The organism is Tenuibacillus multivorans, from assembly GCF_900103915.1.
Classification (GTDB): Bacteria; Bacillota; Bacilli; order Bacillales; family Alkalibacillaceae; genus Tenuibacillus; species Tenuibacillus multivorans.
Window position 1 is genome coordinate 84,089 of record NZ_FNIG01000009.1, and the last position, 17,962, is coordinate 102,050.

Sequence of the window (17,962 nt, forward strand, 5' to 3'; positions counted from 1 at the left end):
AGTATCTTTAATTTAGGTCTTAAGGTCGCATAGCTGTAAAGGATGTTATGAACAAATGCTGAAATGGATTCAAGTCGTCATATTTTTACTCATCGTAACTGCTGTCTATTACGTAGCTTTCAGTTTATGGGAAGGTCGCATTATTACGATGTTCTCAATTTTTGCCTCGGTATCAGCTGTGTTAATAGGGTTTATGATATTTATTGAGAATCGTAATCCATCCGAGACACTAAATTGGTTACTAATTTTCGCTTTATTCCCAGTGTTTGGGTTCTTTTTTTATTTGTTTTTTGGTCGAGATTATAAAAAGAAAAAGCGTTATAAAGAAAAGCAAGTGATAGATGAAAGAGCCTTTAATCGAGTAGAGGGCCATTATTCGATTGAAGATCATGAACTCAATCAAATGGGGGATCATCAGAGGATGTTGTTCCGCCTGGCACAGCATTTAGGTAATACCCCGGTTTCGTTTAATACAGAGACGAAAATTTTGACGAATGGTAGAGAGACATTTCCTGCTATCATTGATGAGCTTAATAAGGCAGAGCACCACATCCATATGGAATATTATATTGTTCGAGATGACGAAATCGGTAATACGATAAAAGATATTTTAATAGAAAAGGCTCAAGCTGGAGTTGAAGTACGATTTTTATACGATGCAGTTGGAAGCTGGCAGCTGTCTAGCAAATTTAAAGATGAATTACATAAAGCAGGTGTCCATCTCAAGGCTTTTTCCCCTGTAAAGTTACCGTTTATAGGGAATCGGATCAACTTTCGGAACCATCGTAAAATCATCGTCATTGATGGAAAAATCGCATTCGTCGGTGGTCTGAACATCGGCGATGAGTATCTAGGCAAAAATAAGTATTATGGCGATTGGCGAGATACTCACTTGTATGTCCGTGGTGAGGCAGTCCGTAGTCTGCAAACAATATTTCTACAGGATTGGAATCATGAAACAGGCGAGTATTTATTAAAGCCTGACTATTTATCTCCCGAGATATTGGATGATGATTTCGGTGGCGTTCAGATGATTACAAGTGGTCCAGATAACCAATGGGAGACGATTAAAAAGCTGTATTTCTCAATGATTATCTCGGCTAAGAAATCGATCTGGATTGCTTCTCCATATTTCATTCCGGATGATGATATTTTAACCGCTATGAAGGTCGCGAGTCTGAGTGGTGTTGATGTTAGGTTACTTATGCCAAAGCGGCCAGACAAACGAATTGTTTTTCATGCCTCGCGTTCATATTTTCCGGAAATGATGGATGCCGGGGTTAAAATTTATGAGTATGTCGATGGCTTCTTGCACAGTAAAATCGTAGTTGTTGACCATGAACTAGCATCCATTGGAACGTCTAATATGGATATGAGAAGCTTTCATTTAAATTTTGAAGTAAATGCCTTCTTATTTAGGACAGAGAGTACGAATAAGATCGTTAGGGATTTTAAAGAGGATTTTCTTAAATCAAAAGAAATTGACCCAGAGGAATTTAAAAATCGGTCCATCTTCGTTCGGGTGATGGAGTCGCTATTCCGATTACTATCACCGCTATTATAGAAAGGAATGATGCCTATTGTTAAAAGCTATCAATGACAAAGGGGAGGAAATGGTTGCCTATAATAAATCTCCGGTTCAGCTTGAGATTATACGCCAACAACCTCTCTATTGTCCGGAATGTCAATGTGAAGTCATCTTAAAAGCTGGCGCTGTAACCATACCTCATTTTGCCCATGTCACTCACTCAAACTGTTCTTCTCAAAAAGGGGAGGGAGAGGCACACCTAAAAGGTAAGCTTGATCTCTACCATTGGCTCAGAAAGCAAGGGATTCAGGCAAAATTAGAACACTCTCTTCCCTCAATCCAACAGAGAATTGATATTTTAATCAAATTGAATCGAAAATATGCCGCGATAGAATATCAATGTTCTCCTATTTCACACGAAGAATTAATGAAACGAACATTAGGAATAGCCTCTAAAAATATCTTTCCAATTTGGATCTTTGGTGATCGTTATTATCCATCAAAACATGCCATGATTAAATGGAATACCACACTACGAACGAGTGTCATGTATCTACCTAAAATCAAACAGACTAAGCTATTTTTCTATGATTCTATGAAAGCACGCTTTTCCATAGCCAGCGATATATACACGCATAAATCAAAGGCCATCGCACAACTCCATCATGACGCTTTAAACCGTTTGAAATGGAAGGACTTGTTTCAACACCGTCCCTTACCCCAATCCATTCTTTTTAAAAAGTGGTATATTGAAAAAAAGTATTTTAGATCTAGCAGTCGGCGCTTCGTATCTAAGTATGATGAAGCCTATTTAAAGGAGCTTTATTATTTACATCTGCATCCACAGTCCCTACCTTCATGTGTTCATTTACCAGTTAAAAATGCACATCGCTACTTGACTCCTCACTATATTTGGCAAACCCAAGTCATGCTTTATATCCATCAAACACCGATTTATTCAAAAATCACTTGGCATGAAATAAGGCGTATTAGTCAAAAATATTTTTATCATCACATTGATTCCATTTATCCGGGTGAGTTTCTTCATCCAGCTTACGATTATTTAAAGCTACTAGTTAAGATTGGATACCTAGAACAATTAGGATATTCAACATTTAAGAAGGTAAAAGAGGTATATTTCCCGAATACTTTAGATGAAGCTTTAAAAGAGGATCAATTATTGTTAGAAAAATTATTGAAGTTTTAGGCGACGATTTCATATCTTTTACAGATGTATTGTTTTTTTATAAAATAGATAATTGTAAGAAAATTTTTGAGGAGGTTACATAAGTGACTGAAAATGGAACAGCTTTAAAAACAAGAGAGGAAGTACCTAAGGAATTAACCTGGGATTTAGAAGCCATTTTTCCAAGTGACGAAGCTTGGGAGCAGGAGTTTGATGCATTAAAATCTGAGTTTCCAAAAATTCAAGATTATAAAGGCAAAATTGCACAAGCTCCAGAAAATTTAGTAGAAGTTTTTAAAATTGAAGATGAATTACGTATTCGTTTTGAAAAGTTATTCGTCTATGCACATATGCGATCAGATCAAGATACAGCTAATAGTAAATATCAAGATCAAAATGCTCGCGCTTATAGCTTAGCAACTCAAATTATGAGTGCGTTTAGTTTTATTACTCCGGAAATATTAGCGATGACAGATGAAGAACTTGAAGCCTTTTTAAAACAAAACGATGACTTGAAACATTATGAAAAAACATTACGAGATATTATGAAATCGCGTCCCCATGTTTTAAGCGAAAAAGAGGAGGCTTTATTAGCACAAGTTTCCGAAGTGACATCAGCCCCATCTAATGCTTTTAACATGTTAAACAATGCGGATATCGAATTTCCAACAATTAAGGATGAAAACGGTGAAGATGTACAATTGTCGCACGGACGTTATCGTGAATTTTTAGATTCAAAGGATCGTTCCGTACGTGAAAATGCGTTTAATGCGATGTATGATACGTTTGGTCAATATCGTAATACATTTGCGGCGACATTGACAGGTCAGGTAAAAAAGGATAATTTCTTTGCAAATGCAAAACATTATAGTTCAGCTCGTGAAGCAGCATTAGATCAAAACAACATCCCGGAAAAGGTTTATGACAACTTAGTTGAGGCAGTTAATGAACGACTACCGATTTTACATCGTTATATGGATTTAAAGAAAAAAGTTCTCAATGTTGATGAGCTTCACATGTATGATATTTATGCACCTTTAGTGGATGAAAAAATCGATATAACAATTGATGAAGCGAAAGAACATGTTGTTAAAGGCTTAGCGCCATTAGGTGAGGAATACACGAGTATTGTTCAAAAGGCGTATGAAAATCGCTGGATTGATTGGTTAGAAACAAAAGGTAAACGCAGTGGCGCTTATTCATCTGGAAGTTATTTAACAAATCCGTATATATTAATGAACTGGCAAGACAACGTGGATAACATGTTCACGTTAGCTCATGAATTAGGTCATTCCTTGCACAGTTACTATACACGAAGCAATCAGGAACCACGCTACGGTGATTATTCAATTTTTGTTGCTGAAGTCGCTTCAACTGCTAATGAAGCCTTATTAAACGATTACATGCTTAATACACTTGATGATAAAAAGAAAAAGCTATACTTACTAAATAACTTCCTTGAAGGCTTTCGTGCAACCGTTTATCGTCAGACGATGTTCGCAGAATTTGAGCATGAAATCCATAAACGAGATCAGAACGGTGAAGCTTTAACAGCTGATAAACTAACATCAATTTATTATGATCTCAATAAAAAATACTTTGGAGACAACATTGTCGTTGACGATGTAATCGGCTTAGAGTGGGCACGTATCCCTCACTTTTATATGGGTTATTATGTCTATCAGTATGCTACGGGATATTCTGCAGCAACTGCGTTAGCCAATAAAATCCTTGAAGAAGGCGAGCCGGCGGTTGAACGTTATAAAAACTACCTCAAAGCAGGCAACAGTGAAGATCCAATTGACGTCTTGAAAAAAGCAGGCGTTGATATGACAACGAAGGAACCCATTTTAGCAGCATTAGATGTATTTGAAGACAAACTAAACAAATTCGAACAGTTATTAGATGAGTAAAGTAAAAGCACTGAGAATGATGTTCTCAGTGCTTTATTTTATTCGTTTATATGAGTGTTTTTGGAAAATCATATAGAAAAACAGGAAAAAGGTTAAGAAAAGAATGGGTATGGAGATATATTTAGGAACAATATTCATCATGCCAAATAAGTTTAACAGAAACACGCCTAAAATGATTATGACCCAAAACAGGAAGTAAAGCATAATCATTCCCCCAATCAATCAACGATCTTAAAATAATATATGAAAAAATAATGGTTAACATGATAATTGAATAAATAACGTATTCTGAAGATGGAGGGGATTGATGCCTAATATTAATATACTTGCAAATTTCCAACGTAAATAAAAAAACAAGCGGTTACGAACCGCCTGTTTCACCTTCTATATTAAATATACATCCAAAACGTGCCGTATTTAACGGGAACAGGTTTAACTTTTTGTTTTAAGACAAGTTTTTTTAATTCTTTTTCTGCCTTATCCATCGTCCAGTCAAATACAACAGCTACTTCCTTCGTTGCGACAAATTCGAAGTGTGATAAAAAATCTTCAAGACTTGGTTTAGAAGATGGATAAACTTTTTGTTCCATGACTTCGAGTAGCGCACGCACATAAATATGATATTGATAAAGTCCTGAGACTCTCAATCCATCCCGGTCATGGTTACGATTGAATAACACAACGGTCGGTAATTGTTCTACTTCCATCTCACATGTTAAATTCCAATCACATTTTAATGCGCGTCTAGCTGTTTCTGAATGTAAATCCTTTTTAAACTCCGTCATATCCAAATTGACTTTTTCAGCAATATCTAGCAATATGTCTTCTTTTGTTATATCTTTCTTATTTAAAAATAGGCTTTCTTGTAGTTTTCTAAAAAATTTAGACCCTAGCCGTTGCCCTTGTAACTCTGCTGCCTTTACCGCTAATACAGGGATTGAAGGAGAATAAACGGGATTCTCATGCCACAGGTCACCATCACAGCTCATTCCCGTTCTAGAGGCAGTTTTTTCCCAATATTGGGCGAGTTTCTTTGACTGTCTATTAGGTTTGATATTAAGGTTTGTGAGATTAGTAGATACAATGGTGCGTAATTTAAAATAGCATCCATACTCAATGGCTAATTTTTTAATATAAGGTTCTAACGACCAGCATTCGGGACAAAGCGGGTCAACGAAAACATATATTTCAAGTGGTTTATCGACTAAATGACAAAATTCAGCTTGGGAATTATCATTCGATGCTAGATTGTTCATGACTTCTGATGTTAAGTTCCCCACATCGATTTCCCCTTTCCCTGATTATCTTTATTCTTCAGTATTCATCATATGGTTGGCTGTCATTGTTAATCTTTCATAAATGGAAGTTTTATAAGGTTCTTCTATCTCAGCTTCTTCTAACGCCCCTGCCATACATTCTAACCAGGCATTCCGGCGAGTTGGTGTAATTGGAAATGGCATGTGTCTTGCACGTAACATCGGATGGCCGTGCTCTTGAATATATAATGGCGGTCCACCGAAGAATTGGGTTAAAAATTGCTTCTGTTTACGTGCTGTTTCGGTTAGATCGTCTGGAAATATTGGAATAAGGTCTGGATGTTTCCCGACTCTCTTATAAAAAGCTTCAACGAGTCGATCAACTGCTTCTGCACCGCCGATAGATTCGTAGATATTACCTTGTTGATAAGCCATATGACAGCAATTCCTTTCCTATGAGTGCATTAGTATAGAATATAAACATAAATAGTATAACTTTTTATCTCAATTATGTTGAAAAAGGTTATCCGTTAATTTACTTATATATTGTAGCAACGCTTAAGGCTTGTCGCAAATTATATGACTTAGGAGAGGGATTCAAAAAAGCGTTGTATCTTATTTTTTGTCGGTTGTGGTTGGATGTTATAACGCTCAAGCAATTCTTTAAAAAATGTCTTTCCTTGTTGATATGATGGGGCTTCAACCTCTAATTCATAATCTTCCGTATGATGGTACTCACTGTAGTCTAGAACAACGTTAAAATCATTGACCCTTTTTTCTAATCGGTGAGTGGTTAAGGAACCTTTAAAATGGATTTGGTTGACATCGATTTTCATTTGTTTCAAGTGTGTTAAAATATTTTCTTTAATTTGGACATTGTCATGAAACCACTTATAAGCTTCCTCATGGGTTAAAGCATCATGTGTTTCTAAAAGCCCATCTTCATGTGGTTGTTTAAGAGTTGCTATATAGTTATGATTTTTTTCTCTAATTCGTAAGGCTGCATCGTGTTGTTTTAACTGAAAGTCATCTGTTTCAAAGTAATAGTTGGTTTGACGAATAGGTTGCTGATGGTTAAACCAGTGGTGTTTGAGTTGATTGTATTGCTGCTTCGATAATAAATTTTTAAATTCGATCTCTATTTCGTTCATAACTTTTTCCTCCGGCATCAACTTCTTTTCATTCATTATGAAGTATACAGCAATGGGTTTCAAAGGTTATGTCTTCCAAATTTGTGATACAATAATGTTGCAAGTTAGCAAGTAGTTGAAAGTGAGGGGAACGGCAATGAACTGGGAAATATTTTTAGCACCATACACTCAAGCAGTAGACGAGCTCAAGATTAAACTTAAAGGCATGCGCAAACAATTCGATTATGAGTCACGCCATTCTCCAATTGAATTTGTGACCGGTCGGGTAAAACCAATTTCAAGTATTTTAGACAAGGCAAAAAGAAGAGAAATCGCCATGTCAAATGTTGAAGAGGAAGTTCAAGATATTGCCGGATTAAGAGTAGTTTGTCCTTTTGTTGAGGATATATATGATGTTGTCGACATGTTAAGATTAAGAAAAGACTTTACTATAGTTGAAGAAAAAGATTATATTGAAAAAAATAAAGAAAGTGGCTATCGTTCTTTTCATGTGATTATCCATTATCCGGTTGAAACCATTTACGGTGAGAAAAGGCTTTTAGCTGAAATCCAAATTCGAACGCTTGCGATGAATTTTTGGGCAATCAATGAACACACGTTAAATTATAAATATTCAGGTCAAATACCAAAAGATATTAAGCAAAGATTAAAAAGTGCATCAGAAGCTGCTTTTAGATTAGATGAGGAGATGTCTAAGATTCGACAAGAAATACGTGATGCACAAGAAATATTCAGACGAAAAAAAGACTAAAGGGGTCATGCATATGAAGTTTGCGGTTCAATGTCGTGGAGATCAAGCTTCTAAAGAAATAAAATCAAAATTAATGAGTTACTTATCACAATTCAAAATGGAATATAATGATGACGAGCCAGATTTATGTATTTCGGTTGGAGGGGATGGGACCTTATTAGAAGCCTTCCATAAGTATTACAACCAACTTGATAAAACATCCTTTATCGGTGTACATACAGGGCATCTCGGTTTTTATGCCGATTGGATGCCGAAAGAGTTAGAAAAGCTGATTATTGAGATTGCTCGTACGCCTTTTCAGGTTGTTGAGTATCCATTATTAGAAATTACGATTCGTCCGAATGATTATGATAAAGAACATATGTATCTAGCTTTAAACGAGTCATCTGTCAAAACAGCAGAGGGTTCAGTCGTATTAGACGTTGAAATTAAAGGTGAACATTTCGAAACATTCCGTGGGGATGGGTTATGTATTTCTACTCCATCCGGTTCCACAGCTTACAATAAAGCATTAGGTGGTGCGATTATTCACCCGTCGCTAGAGGCTTTTCAAATTACTGAGATGGCTTCGATTAATAATCGGGTCTTCAGAACGGTTGGATCTCCATTAATTTTTCCAAAGCACCATACGGTTGTCTTGCGCCCTAAAAATGAGCGCAGTTTCTTAATTACGATTGATCATCTTTCTATGTCTTTCAACAATGTTCATAGTATTCAATGCCGTGTCGCAGAAAATAAGGTACGGTTTGCACGTTTTCGTCCATTCCCTTTTTGGAAACGGGTACACGATTCATTTATTTCGGATTCAAGATCGGAGCTGTAGGTCGATGAAATGGAGCATCAAACGTACTGAAAGTGGAAAGCTCGTTCGTGATTATTTACTACACGATCGGGCTTTTTCTAATCGATTATTAAAAGAGACGAAGCAGAATGGTGCCATACATGTCAATGATCAACCGGTAACCGTACGCTATAGGTTAAATACAGGTAATACACTTCAAATTCGGTTGCCAGCTGAAGACAATAAGATAGAACCTGTTGAAATACCATTATGGATCGTCTATGAGGATGATCATTTACTAGTTATAAGTAAACCAAGAGGCTTAGCTGTTTCACCGAATATGAATGATACAGTAACGTTAGCCAATGGCATTACCTATTACTATAAAAAGCGTAATATCCCTTATACGGTTCATATTGTAACAAGACTTGATAAATATACTTCTGGCTTGGTTGTCATTGCTAAGCATCGCTATGCGCATCAATTATTAGCTAAAAATAAAATATACCGGGAATATCGAGCGGTTGTAAAAGGGAATGTTAAAGAAAAGGAAGGAACGATTGATTTACCCATTACACGTGATTTACCGTCGATTATTAAACGAAAAGTTGACCAACAGGGAAAGCGAGCCATTACGCATTATCAAGTATTAAATGAAATGCGCAACAACTCGCTGTTAAAAGTTTGGCTAGAAACTGGTCGTACTCACCAAATTCGCGTTCATTTTTCACATCTTGGTTTTCCGCTTATTGGTGATGATTTATATGGTGAAGATGATTCAAATTTAGATGGGCAAGCCTTACATTGTCGCTCGATTTCATTAAAACATCCCATCTATAATCAAATGATACACTGTGTGGCTTCATATCCAGAAGTTATACGCAAGTATGTTTAGTCATCATTGGATTCGAACATAAACGTTTTTTGACGTGATCGGACGTTTAACACTAATCCAATCGCAGCCATATAAACTAGTAACGAAGTACCACCATAGCTTAAAAACGGTAATGGCAATCCGGTTAACGGTAGGAGTTGAATCGACATACCGATATTTTGGAATATTTGATACGTAAACATACCAACGATTCCAACACATAAATAGGTACCAAACGGTTCCTTACATTCTAAGGCAATTTGAATGATGCGATAAATCATTAAGAAAAAGAGAACAATAATAACACTTGAACCGACAAATCCAAACTGTTCAGCAATAGCTGTAAAAATCATGTCAGTGTGGCGTTCAGGGATCCATACTTGATATTGCATCGACCCTTTACCAGATAACTGACCGGAACCAATCGCCATCATCGATTTAATGGCCTGCATGGCTGAACTGTCCTGGTAAAGGTGTGGATTATCCCAAGCCTGAATTCGATCGGCTACGTGATCAAATGGGGTGTCCTCAATAAATTCAATAACCCCATCAGGATTAGCAAAGTAAATGATCACAAGAGTTGCGATGATAACGAATACTGAACCAAATAAAGTGATAACAGTTCGCCAACGAATCCCAGATATAATTATGAGAAAGGCAGCAATTGATGCAATGACTAAGGATGAACCGATATCAGGCTGAATCGCGATTAAAACGAAAACAGGTAAAGATAAACCAAGAATTTTACCTAGTAATACGAGATCGTAGTTTAAATCCTTAGATTGCCATTTTTCGTTATGACTCGTAATCACATGCGCTAAGGCCACAACTAGAAACACTTTAACGAATTCTGAAGGCTGTAACGTAGTTGAGCCAAACTGATACCAACGCAAGGCACCGTTATTCTCATATCCCCAAGGTAAAAAGTGTAGTCCAGCTAGCATGAAAATTCCGAGAATATATAATGGCCACGCGAATTTACGATAACGATCGAAATCTATAAACATGATCGTTGCTACACCAATTGAGCTAACGACAAACCATTTTATTTGGTCTAAATAATAACCGTCATATACTTTCTCGTAGTGCTGATCTAATGTATATAATGTATAAATACTGATAGCGACTAATAGGAAAATGGTCGTCACTAAAAAAGTATCTAGTCGTTGTTTTTGCTTTTGATTGTCCATTGAATAATCTCCCTTTTAAATCTCTTATCTACTCTATATTTAATCATACGCCAATTTTCGTCATTTTGAAATAGGATAAAGGGTTGTGAATGATAATTATTTAGTTATAAAATATAAACGTATTCGTCTGTAGAGGAGGGCATCGTCATGGAAATGCAAAATAACAGTATGGAGTACCAAAATTCAATCAAAAATATTTATTCAGCATTAGCGGAAGATTCCATTGATCAATTCAGATCTGAGTTTTTGGAGCTTCATCCATATGATCAGACGAGTATTTTTAAAGAATTATCTGAAGATGCACGGACTCAAATCTATACTTACTTATCACCTGAAGAAATGGCTGAAATTATCGAGAATTTTGATTTGGTTGAGGTTGGAATTATCATGACTGAGATGAATCCAACCTATGCGGCACATGTTTTTGATGAACTTCCAACAGATGATGCGGTCGATATTATGAACAAGTTGGATCATGAGCAGATTGCAAGTTATTTAACTTTAATGGATAAAGATGAAGCAAAAGAAATTAAGGATTTGCTTCATTATGAAGAAAAAACGGCCGGTAGTATCATGACAACCGAATACGTTGTTGTCAATCAAAAAATGACGATAAGAGAAGCGATGAACCATTTGCGCCACAAGGCTCCTGATGCCGAGACAATTTATTATGTTTTTGTCATTGATGACTTAAGACGTTTAGTCGGTGTTATTTCGCTTCGTGATTTAATTGTTTCTGAGGAAGAATGGGTTGTTAGTGATATTATGAGTGAGCACGTCGTTTATGCATCGGTTGGAGATGACCAGGAATTAATTGCTAAACTGATGCGGGACTATGATTTTTTAGCCTTACCAGTTGTCGATTTTAAGAATCGGTTATTAGGGATTATTACGGTTGATGACATTTTAGATGTTATGGACGAAGAGGCAAGTGATGACTACTCCAAGTTAGCTGGTGTGTCCGATATGGACCGTAATAATTTGAGTGCGATTGATGCAGTTAAAAAACGCCTACCATGGCTTATTATATTATTATTTTTAGGAATGATTACCGCTAGTTTAATTGGTCAATTTGAGAGTACCTTAGAGCAGGTAGCCATATTAGCTGTGTTTATCCCATTAATTGCCGGGATGGCAGGTAATACAGGAACACAGGCACTCGCGGTTACGGTTCGTAGTATTGCCACTGGCGATGCGTTAAGTGAAGGGTTTTTAAAACGATTAAAACGTGAGCTATTTACCGGTTTTATAACAGGACTCATTTGTGGCGCTACGATTGTGCTCATTATCCTAGTGTGGAAACAAGATATTTTCCTTGGTTTAGTTGTTGGATTTTCGATTATGATTTCTTTAATCATTGCAACGATTGCAGGGGCTTTTTTACCTCTACTCATGCATAAATTAAATATTGACCCAGCTGTTGCGAGCGGACCATTTATTACCACCATTAACGATATTATTTCGATCATTATATACTTTGGAACCGCCACGATGTTTATGGAATATTTAACCTAAAGATAAAATACTCAATTCAATTTTTAAATATTGATTGAGTATTTCTATTTTTTTATATAAAATAGGACTAGGTACTAATATTAAATCATAAAAATGTCCAATGGAGGCGAAATAAATGAATTTTTCTTTAGAAGGCCGTACATACGTTGTGATGGGAGTTGCGAATAAACGTAGTATTGCGTGGGGTATTTCCCAAGCTCTACACAATGCTGGTGCACGGTTAGTTTTCACCTATGCTAATGAACGTTTTGAAAAACCAGTTCGTGATTTAGCAGCGACACTTGATCGTGACGATTCCTTATTTTACGAATGTGATGTAACAGATGATGATGCTATCAATCAAACGTTTGAAAACATTAAAAATGAAGTTGGAGTGATTCATGGTTTAGCCCATTGTATCGCTTTTGCAAAACGCGAAGAATTGAAAGGTGAATTTCTAAATACATCAAGAGACGGATTCGCATTAGCTCACGATATCAGTGCCTTTTCTTTAGCAGCGATCGCTCGTGCCGCTAAAGACTTAATGACTGAGGGTGGAAGCATTTTAACGCTAACCTACTTAGGCGGTGAACGTGTTGTTGAAAACTATAACGTGATGGGTGTTGCCAAAGCTAGCTTAGATGCAACCATGCGTTACTTAGCGAATGATTTAGGAAAATATGGTGTACGTGTTAATGCAATCTCAGCTGGTCCGATTCGTACAGTTTCAGCTAAAGGTGTTGGCGATTTCAACGCTATTCTTAAGGAAATTGAAGAGCGCGCACCATTACGCAAACCCGTTAATAAAGAAGAAGTCGGAGATGCCGCTTACTTCTTAATGAGTGATTTATCACGCGGTATTACAGGTGAAATCATCCACGTTGACTCAGGTTACAATATTTTAGGGTATTAAATGATGGACTCGCATTTGCGCGAGTCCTTTTTAAATGAATTCAAAAGATATCCAAATAATATACCAAACTTACCCCAATAAAATTTTTGAAAACCCCAATAAATTCTTCAAATACCCCAATAAACTTTGAAAAAACCCAGATATTTTAAGGGAATACCCTAATAACTTCTGCGAATACCCCAATAAAACTTTATCTTAATACGCTTCAGAGCACGAATATAGGTGTTTGTGCATAAAATGATTTAGAAGTTATAAGGAAGGAGAATGGGCTAATGGAGGATCACCAAACAAAACCACCTTTACTATATATTGAGCAACATAAAGAACCGCTCCCAGAAGTTAATAGTCAGTCAACCTTTTATAGCGCAAATCGTGACGAAAATGAAAATATAAAAGAAGTCGAGGACAATTCCACTAGTAATAGTAGATTCCAGTCGTTAACAGTTGATCAGCGAATCGAGTATTTATTAGATATGCCTGAAACATTACCAAAATTAAAGTGCAAGCTCATGACAAAGGGCGGCTCCTTTACAGGTACGATTGAAGGAGTTGAAGGAGATCAAATAAATGTCAGAGTAAATGAAATACCGCACCGAAGAACCATCAACCGAGATTCGCTATTAGATATACAATTAATCGGGTTTTAATGCAGGTAAGTATCAGAGCTTATCTGCTATTTTTTTGTTATAGCTTGTCCTATAAGTGCTAAATAAAAGCTTCCGCCTGTCAGCGGAAGCTTTTCGTATCATTTTATAGAGCATCTGTTGCCGGTAAGCACGTAACGTGGCAAAAGCATTTAAGATCAACGTTAATGCAAATTCCTGTCGTTCTTAGGTTTGCTGTTTTTTGTTCAGTAGGGTCTGAAGGGTTTTGACGAGTGCAAGCTGGGTCGCGTAACAATTCTAATACTGCACAGCAATCATCATCGACACTTTTAACACGGAAATAAAAGGATCCTAGGACAGTACGGTTTTGATCATTACGGACTCCAAAGCCTTTAAATGGTTTACAGTCACAGTATAGTAATACTGGTACTGTATCTAAATTGGTAGGAGATGTAGTATCCCCCATTAAATCTTGAATTGATTGCTCACAGCTTATATCGCAGCAATCATCATCAACGATGTCATTCTGTGCCTCCACGATTTGACGTAGAATATCACATACACAATTCTCTGTATTATCTTTTCCGCGACAAGACATTGACATTCTCCTTTCTAGTCATATGACCTTTCTTACGCTAATAATCTATGCATATAACTCGGTTGGGTGTGGGCAGGTGACGGTGTTTAAGATTTTTCTAAAGGATAATTGTATAAGAGTCAGCAAAACTTTATGCACTTGGGTCATTTGACCATGCTGAAACGAATTAGTTGAATATACTATTATCGTATAATCACTTGGAAGGAGAGTGAGTGAGGTGTCAGAGAGGAAAAAAGAGATCCATGTTAAGGACTTAGTCATTAAAGCGGATCATGTTGTTTTTGAACGACCTGAGCGTCAGGCAGATCCATTCTTTTGGGGACCTCGTCCTCGTAGAGATGAAAGAATGGAAGTTGAGGAAGAGGAAGTTACAGAGCGGGATGAACACGATGATGATGAACATAAAGAGGAAGAAGAGAGGGATAGAAGACCTCCATTCTTTTGGATTTAAGGACGTATAAGGACTCGTACGCGCGTTACGGGTTCTTTTTTATTTTCACTTTAAGAATGTTTAAAGTTGTTAAAGGTTTAAAGAAGAGAGGGAGTTAGGGATGAAATGGCTTAATGATTTAGAAAAAATTTTGCAGGAGATTGGTAAAGCACCAGAGAAAAGATTCTCTGAAGAACAAAAAAGACAACAGGAATGGGATGAAATGCTTATAAAGGATGAAGAAAGACTCAATGAATGGATGGAGAAGATAGGTAAAAGGTTCGAATCAGAATAAAAACAGCCTCATTTTATTTACTATTGACGAATACTTTAATAGATAAAGGGTATTTCCACTATAAGAGGAGGTTTGAATGAGATGGGATATATTCTCCCGGTTAATTTCCATCAATACGCTCAATATCAGCATCGTCATATCTCAAAGACTACAAAACATGAATTAGCATTAAATCCAATTTTTCGTGCTGAATTAAAAGAACGATTGAAACAGCCAAAAGATCTAGATCAAAAATATAAAGAGTCTAATCAACATATTCATTCAACCACTGAATCTAAGTTTATTCATAACCATTCAAATCAAATGGCTAACATAACAGGAAAAGGAAGATATTTTAGCGAAACTATCTAAAGAAGATATCGTAAAGGAGTTTCGTTAAAATGAAAATGCAGCAATTAAACGACACGAATTATTTGTTTAAGAGCTCAGTCAATGTAGGATATGTTCATGAAGGTAGTCAAGGGCTACTCATTGATGCTGGTATTGATAAGTCAGCTATCCGAAAAGTCGTACGCCAATTAGAAGACAAAGACCTTCCCATCACGCATCTCATCATCACACATGCCCATTCGGATCACTATGGCGGTGCGTCATATCTTAAGCAACAATATGATGTTAAAGTGATTGCCCCACGTTTTGAATCGGCTATTCTACAGTACCCAATTCTAGAACCCACCTATTTATTTGGGGGAAATGATCCGATTGATGAACTACGAAATAAATTTCTAGAAGGCCCGCCGGTAGAAGTCGATATATTGGTCGATGAAGGTCCAACAAATATTGATCCATTCAGTCTCGAATTTATTGAAACACCTGGTCATAGTTATCAGCAAATGGCTGTTGCGATTAATAATACGCTTTATGCAGCAGATAGTTATTTTGGCCAAGATGAACTACTCAAACACAAAATTCCTTATATTACGAGTGTGGAGAAAACGATTCATAGTTTATATAAACTAAAGAATCTAACTTATAGTGGTGCCGTACCAGGGCATGGAAAGTATGAGGAAAATTATCAAGAAACTATAAATAAAAATATAGAATACCACGAAAATTTACTTCATAATGTATACTATACAATTGAAAAAGCAAACATGATTTCACATGAAGAAATCGTCGCTAGATTATGTCAAGACATGAATGTTAAAGTTGACCAATTGTCCATTTTTTTATTATTTCGGACAGCCGTGACAGCTTATTTAACAGCACTCATTAATCAGGAGAAAATAGAACACTACATCCAGCATTATCGTTGGATGTTTAAAATAAAAGGGGAGAAAGGGGATTAGTATGGTAACACATACAACCCTTTCTCATTTTTATTATATTCAGCATACATGACTTCATCTAATTTTAAGCCTTGTTGATCGAGTTCATCGAATACGTGTTGTTTATCCCATTCTATTTCCTTTAAATTCTCCTGCTGTAATTCTCCATCAGAAATGATCGCAATCGGTAAAACCGTCTCCTGAGGTGTGGCATTGAAAAATTCATTTGTCGGGTTCTGATAAATATATTTTTTCATGACGTTAACCGTGCCATTGGTTTCGAAAATGGCATAATCCACTTCCTGGATAGAGAAAACACCTTTATCCCTGAGTAGGTGCATGAGTTGGTTCATATCTAACTTATTTTCCTTCATCACATCTCGCTGAATTTGCCCTCTTCGAATGACGATGGACGGCTTACCTTCAAGTAAGGAGCGTGTCCTACGAAATTTCTGTGTTAGCATCTCTGTAATGTATATCAATATACCCCATATTGTAACTGCAAATAGAATCATCGTAACACCCGCTTGAGGGTCAAATAATGCATTACCGACCAATTCTCCTAATACAAGTGCTGCGATGAAATCAAAGGCTGTAATTTGTGTGATTTGTGATTTACCTAAGAATTTAGTTAAAACGAACAGTGCTACAAAACCAACTATACTTTCTATCAAAAGTCGTACTAATTCCACTTGTGTCACCATCCTTATTGCAACTGTACCTTTTATTCATTATGGACAATTAAGCTATTTTAAATACAAAAAAGCTGACTACTCATGAGTCAGCTTAATTCTTTAACCATTGTGACATGTGGAATTCCAGCATCCATAAATTCACCGGAAATTGTCTTATATCCTATTTTTTTATAAAAATCTTCAGCATGTTTTTGAGCATTTAGTTTTGATTTTTTGAAACCTTGTTCGCTTAAGTAGCTCTCCATATGATGAATGATTTGAACTCCGTATTGCTTTCCTCGCTCTTCTTTTAATACACAAATTCGTTCAAGCTTTCCATAATCATCTACAAGACGTAAACGGCTAGCCGCTATGGGTTGATCCCCGTTATATCCAACAAAATGGACTGCCGTTTGATCATGTTCATCTAACTCTATATCAGGTGGAACGTTTTGTTCCTTAATGAATACTGTTTGTCTAACTGAATAGGCATCTTCCAATTGTTTGTCATGATCAACTTTAATAATATTCATCTTATTGACCGAATTTGAAGGTTTCATAGACGGTCCACGTCCCATCTTCAAGTTGATATAATAATTGGAAGCGATCAACAGTATCCTTAAGATCAAATGTCAACATTTTCATACTTCCGTAAACATCTGAATGCTCGTCCTCTGAAAGGTCTTGACTAATTGTAATATGCGGAACAAATGCATATTGCTGTTCACTTGGGAAAATACCTTGATGCATTTTTTCATTAAGGTAAGTTAAACTTTCATTAGGAGCAACCTTTAAATAAACGGTATTTGTAACTGGACTAAAAGAGCTTACTTTATGAATCTCAATCTCAAAAGGCTCCATGTCCGCAGCTATTTTGTTTAGCTCTTTAGCTAATTGATCGATTTCATCAGTGTTTACCTTAAAACGCTCTTTTAATGTAATATGAGGCGGAATATTCTTGTAGTTTGGGTCATATCTCTTGCGATAAGAGTTGGCTACATCTTGAATTTCTTTTGATGGAAATATAGCAATGCCATATTTTAAATTTTTCATAT

The 17,962-nt window shown here is 36.4% G+C and carries 21 protein-coding genes; 13 read left to right on the plus strand and 8 right to left on the minus strand.

The annotated features are described in order from the left end of the window. Window positions 1–55 precede the first annotated feature (55 nt). The 3 genes from cls (at window position 56) to pepF (ending at window position 4,627) form a co-directional block, all read left to right on the plus strand. A complete protein-coding gene (gene cls / locus BLP77_RS12865) occupies window positions 56–1,564 on the plus strand; it encodes a cardiolipin synthase (protein ID WP_093857537.1) in 1,509 nt (502 codons plus the stop codon). A gap of 16 nt (window positions 1,565–1,580) precedes the next feature. Beyond that, the gene (locus BLP77_RS12870) at window positions 1,581–2,735 is read left to right on the plus strand and encodes a competence protein CoiA (RefSeq protein ID WP_093857538.1); all 1,155 of its coding nucleotides are present in this window, start codon (window positions 1,581–1,583) and stop codon (window positions 2,733–2,735) included. Window positions 2,736–2,818: 83 nt separating this feature from the next. After that, complete coding sequence (gene pepF, locus BLP77_RS12875) at window positions 2,819–4,627, plus strand: oligoendopeptidase F (RefSeq protein ID WP_093857539.1); 1,809 nt, start codon at window positions 2,819–2,821, stop codon at window positions 4,625–4,627. A gap of 389 nt (window positions 4,628–5,016) precedes the next feature. On the opposite strand, the gene BLP77_RS12880 is transcribed toward pepF, so the two are convergent. From BLP77_RS12880 to BLP77_RS12890, 3 genes are all read right to left on the minus strand, one after another. Further along, a complete protein-coding gene (locus tag BLP77_RS12880) occupies window positions 5,017–5,907 on the minus strand; it encodes a ClpXP adapter SpxH family protein (protein WP_281180320.1) in 891 nt (296 codons plus the stop codon). 27 nt (window positions 5,908–5,934) lie between these two features. After that, window positions 5,935–6,318, minus strand: a complete 384-nt coding sequence (locus tag BLP77_RS12885; protein ID WP_093857540.1) for a globin domain-containing protein — start codon at window positions 6,316–6,318, stop codon at window positions 5,935–5,937. A 149-nt stretch (window positions 6,319–6,467) separates the two neighbouring features. Then, complete coding sequence (locus tag BLP77_RS12890; RefSeq protein ID WP_176753077.1) at window positions 6,468–7,034, minus strand: CYTH domain-containing protein; 567 nt, start codon at window positions 7,032–7,034, stop codon at window positions 6,468–6,470. Window positions 7,035–7,170: 136 nt separating this feature from the next. Here BLP77_RS12890 and yjbM point away from each other — a divergent pair, with 136 nt between their 5' ends. From yjbM to BLP77_RS12905, 3 genes are read left to right on the plus strand one after another with little or no spacing between them, the layout of a single operon-like run. Further along, complete coding sequence (yjbM, locus tag BLP77_RS12895) at window positions 7,171–7,785, plus strand: GTP diphosphokinase (protein ID WP_093857542.1); 615 nt, start codon at window positions 7,171–7,173, stop codon at window positions 7,783–7,785. 13 nt (window positions 7,786–7,798) lie between these two features. Beyond that, a complete protein-coding gene (locus tag BLP77_RS12900; RefSeq protein WP_093857543.1) occupies window positions 7,799–8,608 on the plus strand; it encodes an NAD kinase in 810 nt (269 codons plus the stop codon). Between the two features lie 4 nt (window positions 8,609–8,612). Beyond that, entirely contained in the window at window positions 8,613–9,461 is an 849-nt protein-coding gene (locus BLP77_RS12905; protein ID WP_093857544.1) for an RluA family pseudouridine synthase, read from the plus strand. Here the strand turns inward: BLP77_RS12905 and BLP77_RS12910 are convergent. Then, entirely contained in the window at window positions 9,458–10,630 is a 1,173-nt protein-coding gene (locus BLP77_RS12910) for an FtsW/RodA/SpoVE family cell cycle protein (RefSeq protein WP_093857545.1), read from the minus strand. The genes BLP77_RS12905 and BLP77_RS12910 overlap by 4 nt on opposite strands. A 153-nt stretch (window positions 10,631–10,783) precedes the next feature. On the opposite strand from BLP77_RS12910, the gene mgtE reads away from it, so the two are divergent. From mgtE to BLP77_RS12925, 3 genes are all read left to right on the plus strand, one after another. After that, window positions 10,784–12,145: a magnesium transporter gene (mgtE, locus tag BLP77_RS12915; protein ID WP_093857579.1), complete on the plus strand. Its 1,362-nt coding sequence runs from the start codon at window positions 10,784–10,786 to the stop codon at window positions 12,143–12,145. Window positions 12,146–12,260: 115 nt separating this feature from the next. After that, entirely contained in the window at window positions 12,261–13,037 is a 777-nt protein-coding gene (fabI, locus tag BLP77_RS12920) for an enoyl-ACP reductase FabI (RefSeq protein ID WP_093857546.1), read from the plus strand. A gap of 272 nt (window positions 13,038–13,309) precedes the next feature. Beyond that, window positions 13,310–13,684: a CotO family spore coat protein gene (locus BLP77_RS12925; RefSeq protein WP_093857547.1), complete on the plus strand. Its 375-nt coding sequence runs from the start codon at window positions 13,310–13,312 to the stop codon at window positions 13,682–13,684. A 103-nt stretch (window positions 13,685–13,787) separates the two neighbouring features. On the opposite strand, the gene BLP77_RS12930 is transcribed toward BLP77_RS12925, so the two are convergent. Continuing rightward, entirely contained in the window at window positions 13,788–14,240 is a 453-nt protein-coding gene (locus BLP77_RS12930) for a CotY/CotZ family spore coat protein (protein WP_093857548.1), read from the minus strand. 217 nt (window positions 14,241–14,457) lie between these two features. Here BLP77_RS12930 and BLP77_RS12935 point away from each other — a divergent pair, with 217 nt between their 5' ends. The 4 genes from BLP77_RS12935 to BLP77_RS12945 all read left to right on the plus strand — a co-directional run bounded on the left by BLP77_RS12935 (window position 14,458) and on the right by BLP77_RS12945 (window position 16,254). Next, window positions 14,458–14,691 carry a hypothetical protein gene (locus BLP77_RS12935; RefSeq protein WP_093857549.1) on the plus strand — a complete coding sequence of 78 codons (234 nt, stop codon included), beginning with the start codon at window positions 14,458–14,460 and terminating at the stop codon, window positions 14,689–14,691. A 100-nt stretch (window positions 14,692–14,791) separates the two neighbouring features. Continuing rightward, window positions 14,792–14,965 carry a hypothetical protein gene (locus BLP77_RS15900; protein WP_176753078.1) on the plus strand — a complete coding sequence of 58 codons (174 nt, stop codon included), beginning with the start codon at window positions 14,792–14,794 and terminating at the stop codon, window positions 14,963–14,965. 81 nt (window positions 14,966–15,046) lie between these two features. Beyond that, window positions 15,047–15,316: a hypothetical protein gene (locus BLP77_RS12940; protein ID WP_093857550.1), complete on the plus strand. Its 270-nt coding sequence runs from the start codon at window positions 15,047–15,049 to the stop codon at window positions 15,314–15,316. Window positions 15,317–15,345: 29 nt separating this feature from the next. Then, entirely contained in the window at window positions 15,346–16,254 is a 909-nt protein-coding gene (locus BLP77_RS12945; RefSeq protein ID WP_093857551.1) for an MBL fold metallo-hydrolase, read from the plus strand. Here the strand turns inward: BLP77_RS12945 and BLP77_RS12950 are convergent. From BLP77_RS12950 to BLP77_RS12960, 3 genes are all read right to left on the minus strand, one after another. Beyond that, window positions 16,251–16,925 carry a DUF421 domain-containing protein gene (locus tag BLP77_RS12950; protein WP_245686887.1) on the minus strand — a complete coding sequence of 225 codons (675 nt, stop codon included), beginning with the start codon at window positions 16,923–16,925 and terminating at the stop codon, window positions 16,251–16,253. The genes BLP77_RS12945 and BLP77_RS12950 overlap by 4 nt on opposite strands. An 89-nt stretch (window positions 16,926–17,014) precedes the next feature. Next, window positions 17,015–17,467: a GNAT family N-acetyltransferase gene (locus tag BLP77_RS12955; protein WP_245686888.1), complete on the minus strand. Its 453-nt coding sequence runs from the start codon at window positions 17,465–17,467 to the stop codon at window positions 17,015–17,017. Further along, window positions 17,442–17,960 (minus strand): YjcG family protein, encoded by a 519-nt coding sequence (locus BLP77_RS12960; protein WP_093857553.1) that lies wholly within the window; start codon window positions 17,958–17,960, stop codon window positions 17,442–17,444. The genes BLP77_RS12955 and BLP77_RS12960 overlap by 26 nt, the downstream gene beginning before the upstream one ends. Window positions 17,961–17,962: the final 2 nt, after the last annotated feature.

Excerpts from the sequence above, each read along its gene's own strand:
- BLP77_RS12930 (WP_093857548.1), bottom strand. The coding sequence starts at position 14,240 with ATGTCTTGTCGCGGAAAAGATAATACAGAGAATTGTGTATGTGATATT.
- mgtE (WP_093857579.1), top strand. The coding sequence starts at position 10,784 with ATGCAAAATAACAGTATGGAGTACCAAAATTCAATCAAAAATATTTAT.
- BLP77_RS12940 (WP_093857550.1), top strand. The coding sequence starts at position 15,047 with ATGGGATATATTCTCCCGGTTAATTTCCATCAATACGCTCAATATCAG.
- BLP77_RS12960 (WP_093857553.1), bottom strand. The coding sequence starts at position 17,960 with ATGAAAAATTTAAAATATGGCATTGCTATATTTCCATCAAAAGAAATT.
- BLP77_RS12900 (WP_093857543.1), top strand. The coding sequence starts at position 7,799 with ATGAAGTTTGCGGTTCAATGTCGTGGAGATCAAGCTTCTAAAGAAATA.
- BLP77_RS12905 (WP_093857544.1), top strand. The coding sequence starts at position 8,613 with ATGAAATGGAGCATCAAACGTACTGAAAGTGGAAAGCTCGTTCGTGAT.
- BLP77_RS12945 (WP_093857551.1), top strand. The coding sequence starts at position 15,346 with ATGAAAATGCAGCAATTAAACGACACGAATTATTTGTTTAAGAGCTCA.
- BLP77_RS12885 (WP_093857540.1), bottom strand. The coding sequence starts at position 6,318 with ATGGCTTATCAACAAGGTAATATCTACGAATCTATCGGCGGTGCAGAA.
- fabI (WP_093857546.1), top strand. The coding sequence starts at position 12,261 with ATGAATTTTTCTTTAGAAGGCCGTACATACGTTGTGATGGGAGTTGCG.
- BLP77_RS12955 (WP_245686888.1), bottom strand. The coding sequence starts at position 17,467 with ATGAAACCTTCAAATTCGGTCAATAAGATGAATATTATTAAAGTTGAT.
- BLP77_RS12925 (WP_093857547.1), top strand. The coding sequence starts at position 13,310 with ATGGAGGATCACCAAACAAAACCACCTTTACTATATATTGAGCAACAT.
- BLP77_RS12890 (WP_176753077.1), bottom strand. The coding sequence starts at position 7,034 with ATGAACGAAATAGAGATCGAATTTAAAAATTTATTATCGAAGCAGCAA.
- BLP77_RS15900 (WP_176753078.1), top strand. The coding sequence starts at position 14,792 with ATGAAATGGCTTAATGATTTAGAAAAAATTTTGCAGGAGATTGGTAAA.
- yjbM (WP_093857542.1), top strand. The coding sequence starts at position 7,171 with ATGAACTGGGAAATATTTTTAGCACCATACACTCAAGCAGTAGACGAG.
- cls (WP_093857537.1), top strand. The coding sequence starts at position 56 with ATGCTGAAATGGATTCAAGTCGTCATATTTTTACTCATCGTAACTGCT.
- BLP77_RS12910 (WP_093857545.1), bottom strand. The coding sequence starts at position 10,630 with ATGGACAATCAAAAGCAAAAACAACGACTAGATACTTTTTTAGTGACG.